This is a genomic window from uncultured Cyclobacterium sp. (assembly GCF_963976465.1).
GTDB lineage: Bacteria > Bacteroidota > Bacteroidia > Cytophagales > Cyclobacteriaceae > Cyclobacterium.
Genome location: NZ_CAXBOC010000252.1, coordinates 1 through 7,881, shown reverse-complemented (window position 1 = coordinate 7,881; position 7,881 = coordinate 1). Strand labels below are relative to the sequence as shown.

7 protein-coding genes are annotated in these 7,881 nt (G+C 38.0%); 5 read left to right on the top strand and 2 right to left on the bottom strand.

The window, feature by feature from the left end:
• On the top strand, window positions 1–277 hold a 277-nt coding region (locus tag AAC037_RS14435; RefSeq protein WP_339903642.1), incomplete at its 5' end, for a hypothetical protein.
• Window positions 278–291: 14 nt separating this feature from the next.
• On the opposite strand, the gene gndA is transcribed toward AAC037_RS14435, so the two are convergent.
• A complete protein-coding gene (gene gndA, locus AAC037_RS14430; protein ID WP_339903641.1) occupies window positions 292–2,190 on the bottom strand; it encodes an NADP-dependent phosphogluconate dehydrogenase in 1,899 nt (632 codons plus the stop codon).
• Between the two features lie 119 nt (window positions 2,191–2,309).
• On the opposite strand from gndA, the gene mnmA reads away from it, so the two are divergent.
• From mnmA to AAC037_RS14415, 3 genes are read left to right on the top strand one after another with little or no spacing between them, the layout of a single operon-like run.
• Window positions 2,310–3,524 carry a tRNA 2-thiouridine(34) synthase MnmA gene (gene mnmA / locus AAC037_RS14425; protein ID WP_339903640.1) on the top strand — a complete coding sequence of 405 codons (1,215 nt, stop codon included), beginning with the start codon at window positions 2,310–2,312 and terminating at the stop codon, window positions 3,522–3,524.
• A 1-nt stretch (window position 3,525) separates the two neighbouring features.
• A complete protein-coding gene (locus tag AAC037_RS14420; protein WP_339903639.1) occupies window positions 3,526–4,251 on the top strand; it encodes a pseudouridine synthase in 726 nt (241 codons plus the stop codon).
• Window positions 4,252–4,277: 26 nt separating this feature from the next.
• On the top strand, window positions 4,278–5,774 hold the full coding sequence (locus AAC037_RS14415) for a M28 family peptidase (protein ID WP_339903638.1): 1,497 nt from the start codon (window positions 4,278–4,280) through the stop codon (window positions 5,772–5,774).
• Window positions 5,775–6,335: 561 nt separating this feature from the next.
• On the opposite strand, the gene AAC037_RS14410 is transcribed toward AAC037_RS14415, so the two are convergent.
• Entirely contained in the window at window positions 6,336–6,497 is a 162-nt protein-coding gene (locus AAC037_RS14410; RefSeq protein ID WP_339903637.1) for a hypothetical protein, read from the bottom strand.
• Window positions 6,498–7,518: 1,021 nt separating this feature from the next.
• Between AAC037_RS14410 and AAC037_RS14405 the strand changes: the two genes are divergently transcribed.
• A partial coding sequence (locus AAC037_RS14405) for a carboxypeptidase-like regulatory domain-containing protein (protein WP_339903636.1) occupies window positions 7,519–7,881 on the top strand: 363 nt, incomplete at its 3' end.

The following is a 7,881-nucleotide window of genomic DNA, read 5'->3' as shown; positions in this document are numbered from 1 at the left end:
GTTTTATCGAATTTTCCAACAAGCCCTATTTATCGTTGTTAGTATTTTTTATTGGAATGAGTGGACAAATGTGTTTACAGAAAACTATTTATTTCCATTTTATTCTTTCCAAGAACTTGGTGGACCCAAGCAATTCCTTGCATCCACAAGCTCATATGGTTTTTCTTATTTGACCATTACAGCGTTTTGCTTCGTTTCAATTGTCCTTAAAAACAAAACCTTATGTCTAATTAGCATCCTCCTGTCCTTGATCGCTTTTTTTCTCTTGTTTAATTAATTAAACCTGTTCTATTACTCCTTCCAATTGGTATGGAAAGCCTGGTCTGCGTCTTTGTCATTTCTTCGGTAGGTATGTGCCCCGAAATAATCTCTTTGTGCTTGAATTAAATTGGCCGGAGAGTTTGCCGTGGTTACACCCAGCAAATAGTTGATGGCATTGGATAATACAGGGACGGCAAATCCATTTTGTAAGGCTTGACCTACTACATAGGATAAATCGCCTTGGTAACTCTTCAGGGCCGTAATGGCTTCATAATTAAGTAAGATATGATTACTTTCCTTAAATATATCAACCAATTCTTCCATTAACTTTGAACGGATAATACAGCCACTTGTCCAAATCCTAGCTATTTCGGAAAAATTTAAAGCCCAATGATTTTTCTCGGAAACTTCTAGCATCAAGGAGAAACCAACTTCATGGTTGATGATTCTTGTGGCTTGGTATGCTTTCTGCAATTTGTCTAAGAAGTTGTCCACATCTTCTATTCCTGTAAATCTTTCAAGATCATAAAGGCCGGATGAAATCATCCTCAGCCCTTTTCTTGCCGAAAGATTTCTGGCCATCACAGCTTCTCCTAAAACCCCATAAGGTACTCCATATTCCAAAGCAGTGTTTAATGACCATCCTCCGGTTCCTTTTTGAGCAGCCTGATCTAGTATTTTATCTATTAAAGGTTCACCATCCTCATATTTCCTCAATATATCAACGGTGATTTCTAATAAATAACTGCTCAAGTCACTGTCCATCCATTTTTCAAAAATGGAAGCAATTTTGATCGGATCTAATTTCAAGTAATTTCGCATTAAAAAATATACCTCAGCAATGGCCTGCATTTCTCCATACTCAATGCTATTGTGTACCATCTTGACAAAATGACCTGCACCTTCGGGGCCCACATAGGTAACGCAAGGGTTGCCTTGAAAATCCTTGGCTGCAATCATTTTTAGATAGCCTTCTATCTTAGAGAAACCTTCCTTATCACCTCCAGGCATGATTGAAGGCCCTCTTCTTGCACCTTCTTCACCACCGGAAACTCCTGTTCCAACAAATAAAATCCCTTTCTCTTTGAGTAAGGCGGACCTTTGAATGGTGTCTTTATAAAATGAATTTCCACCGTCAATGATAATGTCCCCGGCATCCAATAAGGGAAGCAGTTCCTGGATTTGGAGATCCACTGCTTTTCCTGCAGGAATCATCAGCAATATGGATTTTGGCGAGGAAAGGGAAGCAACGAATGCCGAAATTTCTTCAAAAGGCTGAATATTATTATATCCCGGATTTTCCTCCAAAACTTTTGCAGCTATACCTTCTTCTTTTCCTGGAACAAATCTGTTGTATATGGATAAATTCACCCCATTATCCGCCAAATTTAATGCTAGGCTTTTGCCCATCACTCCCATACCAATCACTCCAAAGTTGGACTTACTTTCCATATTTTTAAAATTTTTGATGATGTCTTGAACAATTAATTCCGGCGAACCATCGATGGCCACCTTTAAACCATAGTCAGGGACTTCCAATGCCTCCATTTGAGAAGCAAGTAATGCGGGATTCATAAAATGCCCTACCCTTTCTCCTAATCTTCTTTCAACGAGGGATTTGTTGCCATCCAGTAGCACCCATTTTATATTTGATGTTACTTTTAAAATATTTCTGTATCTTTCATTCAATGCCGAACAGGCCAATACAGCTCCTTTTTCTTTTGCAGCATCCTCCAATTTTCTAGCTACATTCTGTAACCAGGGGATTCGGTCTTCGTCCTCCAATGGTATGCCGGCATTCATTTTGGTTTTATTGGATTTGGGGTGAAAATCATCTGCATCTAGAAAAGGAATTCCCATTTTATTTGCCAATAATTCTCCAATGGTACTTTTTCCACAGCCTGTTACCCCGTAAACAATTACAATCATAAACGAAATTATGAAATTCAACCGGATCAAACCATTTTAAATAGTAATTTTACGATTTGAACCTTATCATTTATTTAGTTTGTTATCAATAGAATTTGGGTTCAAGGATAATACAAATTATGACTCAGCGTAAAAAAAGAGTAGTAGTAGGCCTTTCAGGAGGCGTTGATAGTTCGGTAACCGCCTATTTGTTAAAAGAGCAAGGCTATGAGGTGATAGGTATGTTTATGAAGAATTGGCATGATGAATCTGTCACCATTTCTAATGAATGTCCCTGGGTAGAAGACAGTACTGATGCCATGTTAGTGGCTCAAAAGTTGGGCATCCCTTTTCAAGCGATAGACCTAAGTGAAGACTATAAATCCAGGATTGTGGCTTATATGTTCTCGGAATACCAGGCAGGACGAACACCAAACCCTGATATCCTCTGCAACAGAGAGATTAAGTTTGACATATTTTTGAAGGCAGCCATGAAGCTAAAGGCTGATTTCGTAGCTACAGGCCATTATTGTCAAAAAGAAGAAACAAATGTTGACGGCCAAGCCATGTACAGGCTGATAGCCGGGGCAGATAATAATAAGGATCAAAGTTATTTTCTTTGTCAATTGGATCAAGAACAATTGAGCAAGGCGCTGTTTCCCATTGGGCATCTGCAGAAAGCAGAAGTTAGGGCGATCGCCAAAGAACAAGAATTGATAACGGCTGAGAAAAAAGATAGCCAAGGTTTGTGTTTTATAGGAAAAGTGAAGTTGCCAGACTTTTTGCAGCAGCAACTCAAACCAAAAAAGGGTGATATTCTCACTGTACCGGCCGAATCACCGGTTTATGCCAATAAAGGGATTCCAGCAGGGATAGCCTTAGAAGATCTGGATAGTAAGCAATTGAATGAAACTTGCTATCCTTTACAGTATAAGGCTAGCATGGGAGAGAAAGTAGCCGAGCACAATGGAGCGCACTATTTTACCATTGGACAAAGAAAAGGGCTCAATGTGGGGGGTACAGGTAAACCGTTATTTGTGATTGCTACAGACACGAAGGAAAATATTATTTATACAGGTTTGGGAGAAGACCATCCCGGTCTTATACGCAATGGGCTTTTTGTCAAAAAGGAAGACATACATTGGATCAGGCCTGATAAAACATTGAAAGTGGGAGAAACAGCTTCCTATTCTGCCAGGATCCGATACAGACAACCCCTGTCTAAGGCTACCCTACTTATGAAAGAAAATGGCTTGTATGTATTGTTTGAACATCCACAAAGAGGAATTGCATCCGGGCAATTTGTTGCTTGGTACGAGGGGGAGGAAACCATTGGGTCCGGCGTAATTTATTAAGATGGAAAAACTCCCAATTGTATATGAGGACAGTCAATTCATCGCTATCAATAAACCTGCCGGTGTTTTGGTGCATAAAACCCCATTAGAAAAAGATCCGGAGGCTTTATTTGCCGTACAAATCTTAGAAAATCAAGTCGGCTACAAGGTTTACCCTTTGCATCGAATTGACCGGCCAACTACAGGTGTTTTACTCTTTGGTAAGAGTGCCCAAGCTGCCTCTGCCATTCAATCTCAATTCATTGACAATAGTATAAAAAAGTATTACCTGGCCGTGGTAAGAGGTTATTTACCTGAAGCTCATGGTATAATTGATCATCCTTTGGCCAAAGATTTGGAATTTGTACTTCAGGAAGCTAAAACGGAATATTGGGCTTTAAATCAGTGTGAAGTTCCTTTTGCTTCCACCGGGAGATACCCAAGTAGCAGGTATACTTTGGCAAAAGTTTATCCCCATACCGGAAGAATGCATCAAATCCGAAGACATTTTGCACATTTGAGGCATTATATTATTGGGGACACCACCCATGGAGACAATAGGCAAAATAAGTTCTTTACCAGTCAATTTCAACTCGAAAATATGCTTTTGCATGCTTGGGAATTGTCTTTTTGCCAACCATTTTCTAATGAAACAATTACCATAAATGCCGATCTACCCATACATTTTCGTAGAATTATGGCAGATTTTAATTGGCCGGAGAAGGAAATAAGTAATCAATTAGTATAATTGTATTCAAGCCTAAAAAAACACCTATGACAAAGTTTAAGCATTCACTGTCCATACTTCTTTCATCCTTGTTCGCCTTAGTCTGTTTTCAAGGGATGGCACAAAAAACACAAATTGATAAGGTTATTGAAAAAGCTGAGGCCCTGTCTCATTTCAAATTTCTTGCCTCAGATGAATTAAAAGGTAGAGACCCTGAGCGTCCTGAAATTGATATTGCAGCCTATTATATTGCCAATCAATTTGAAAAATACGGGGCCCATCCACTCACTACATTGAATGCCTATTACCAATATATACCTTTTGTTTCTTCCTCACCTCCTACTGTTGGGGATTTAAAATGGAAAGGTTCCAGGTTTAAACATGGAGAAAACCTGCTGGTCTTGGGGGGAAAGGACCTTTCCGGAGAATATGAGATGGTGGTTGCAGGCTATGGTTTTGAAGAAGATTATGCCAATAAAGAGGTCAAAGGAAAATGGGTAGTGGTTAGGGTAGGTGCACCAAATAGGCTCACACCTACAGCTCTTTTTAAAGCCGGGAGAGAGAAACTAGCCATAGCCAAGTCTAAAGGTGCCGTTGGTTTAATAGAAATGTACAATGTTCCTACCACTCCTTGGAGGATGTTGGTCAATTACCTTAACAAATCCCAATTGACCCTAGATATAGACCCGGAAAACAATGATAATTTACCCTACCTTTGGATGAAAGATCTGAAGGGAGAAATTATTAAATCCATTGCTGCCGGCAAAAATGAAATGTCAATTAAAATAGAAGGTAAGCGGAATAAAAAAATTCAGGGAAGAAATGTGATTGCTGTTATCGAAGGAACCGACCCACAATTAAAAAATGAATATGTGATGCTTTCAGCCCACTACGATCATCTGGGGGTTACCAAACCCAATGCTGAAGGCGATTCCATTTATAACGGGGCAAGGGACAATGCAGTAGGAACAGCAGCTTTGATCCAAGCAGCCAATTATTTTGGAGAAAATCCTCCTAAAAGATCGATTCTTTTGTGTGCATGGACGGCTGAAGAAAAAGGATTGCTAGGCTCTTCGTATTTTGCTGATAATCCGCCTTTACCTTTAAAGAATATAGTTTTCAACCTGAATATAGATAACGGGGGCTATAACGACACCAGCTTGGTTACCATCATTGGTTTGGGTAGATCTTCAGTAGATCATCATATTTCAGCTGCAGCAAAAGATTTCGGTTTGAAAGCAATTGCCGACCCCTCACCGGAGCAGGGATTATATGACCGTTCTGACAATGTAAGCTTTGCCAAGAAAGGCATTCCTGCCCCTACTTTTAGTTTAGGATTTACTGCATTCGACGCGGAAATAGGAAAATATTACCATCAAGTTTCTGATCAAGTAGACAATTTTGATTTGGATTACGCCTTCAAATACTGGAAAGCTTATATTCTTTCTGCTGAGAAAATTGCCAATGATCCGAAAAAGCCACTTTGGAAATCCGGAGATAAATATGAAGAAGCCGCCAGGTCATTATATGGTTCTGGGTATTAATAATTATCCATTCAATAAATAAAATCGGCAGGCAAATCGGCTTCAAGTCAAGTGGTCATTACCTTTGATTATTTTGCAAAAGATTTTAATATAACCAATAGGTAAAAATACTGTAATAGATTGGCCCTCTTTTTTTACTGCCAAGCACAAGGTTTTTGGCAGATTGTTTTCAAAAAAAATAAAAGGACTTGCCAGGCTGTCAGGTTGAATAAAATCACCAATAGCTATGGGGATTTCTTTTTTTAGTACCTTAAAATTTGAAGGTTTTTTCCAATTAATTCCGTCAGATGAATATACCAAACTTATGAATTCATGTGCATGGAAAAAGCCATAAAATTTTTGATTCACCGAATCGTACCATAGAGACTTATCCTCTTTACTCTTGATTTATCACGAGATTCGGTTGCATTTTAAAGGGGCCTAGGGGTGAGTTTGAAATAGCAATTGTTTGGTTTCTCACAAAATCATCATCGTTTGGTTTATCACCTTTTACAACTAAGGGATAAGGTTCACCCTCTCCCTTAATTATGGCTAGGTTTATTGTTATCGTGATAATGGGACCTAAAAGCTGGATGAGGGGGGATCCAGCCTTTCCCTTGGGCCATCTAGTGAAGTAGAAAATGCCACACCAGTCTTTTGGTTTTCCCTTAGCCTTTTACGCCATATGCTTTGACCCAAAGATTTACCATTTGTAGCCATTAGATCTTCATTCGTATATTCCATATAGTAAAGGTAATACTTGCCCTCAAAAAACTTGAATTTAGGTTTGTGTGCTGAAATGGCATCCCAGTAACCTTTACCCTACCCTTAAAAACAGTTTCTTTGTATTTCCAAGGTCCGTTAGGGCTTTGCAAGGTGACATAGGCAATTTTAGAAAATGTCGTCAGGCAGAAATATTAACTTGGCACTTGGAGTAAAACATGAGGTAAAGGTCACATACTCTTTTAATAATAGAGTCACTCCAGTGATAATATTGCACATCTTTAAATATATCATCTTCTGTAATTGGCTTAAAATCACGTTTAAACAATAAAAATTCTTCCTTTTATTGAGAATATGGATTGAAAATTATTCCAATTATTAAAAAACAGAAAGCTGAACCTCATCCTTTAAATTCTTTGTCAAAACATTGAAAAGATTTCTTGACAGTATCTTTCTGAAATTTTCAAAAACATTAAAAATAAAATTTTAACAATATTCCTAGTTTTAATATTGTATATCCTAGCATTTTTCAGGATTAGTCCATTTTGAAGTATTGGATTTTTAGAATCTATTCCTGACCAAGAATTGGTTTAAGGACTTATTTAAGTAAAAACAAATATAAACTCCTCCCAATAAAGGATGCTATTATTTTATTAATAAATCAAGCTAATTTTCAGGAATTACCTCCCTTATTTAAACAAAAAATTATTCAAATATTATCAAATAATGATGATTGTAGAAATTCTAAAATCAGCTCTTGCATTTGGTTTTGTAATTACAATCTTGCCGAAAATTTAAGCAAGTGGTCAAAAGTTTTCACCCGCTTTCGACCTTAAAACCCGATATATTATTAATAAATAAACCTTAAAAAAAACAATAGTAGGCCTATGACATAAAACCAAACAAATTAAAATAACTATAGCTAGCACTTCAATGAAGGGCACAAAGAGTCAAAATATTTTTATTTAAGAAAATCAAAAAAATGAAAAAACATCTATTTTGTGAGGATTTAACCGGTCTTCCTAATAAAACGAATCAAGTATTGCGGTTGTGCTTGATTATGTTAATGCTTCAAACTGCATTGTTTAACAGTAATAACGTATTTGCTCAACAATCTCAGAGCAAGACTATCACTGGCATCGTAACAGATTCGGAGGGATTTCCGCTTATTGGCGTTGCCGTTCTAGCCAAAGGGACAACTAACGGTACCGTAACCAAGCTCGATGGTGATTATGCCATTGAAGCTCCGGCCGGTGCTGAGACGTTGCAGTTTTCATACATTGGCTACCAAACACAAGAGGTGACAATAGGTACACAGTCCATTATCAATGTAACGCTTACCGAGGAGGCTGTTGGCCTGAATGAAGTAGTCATCACAGCCTTGGGTATTTCTCGTGAAAAAGAA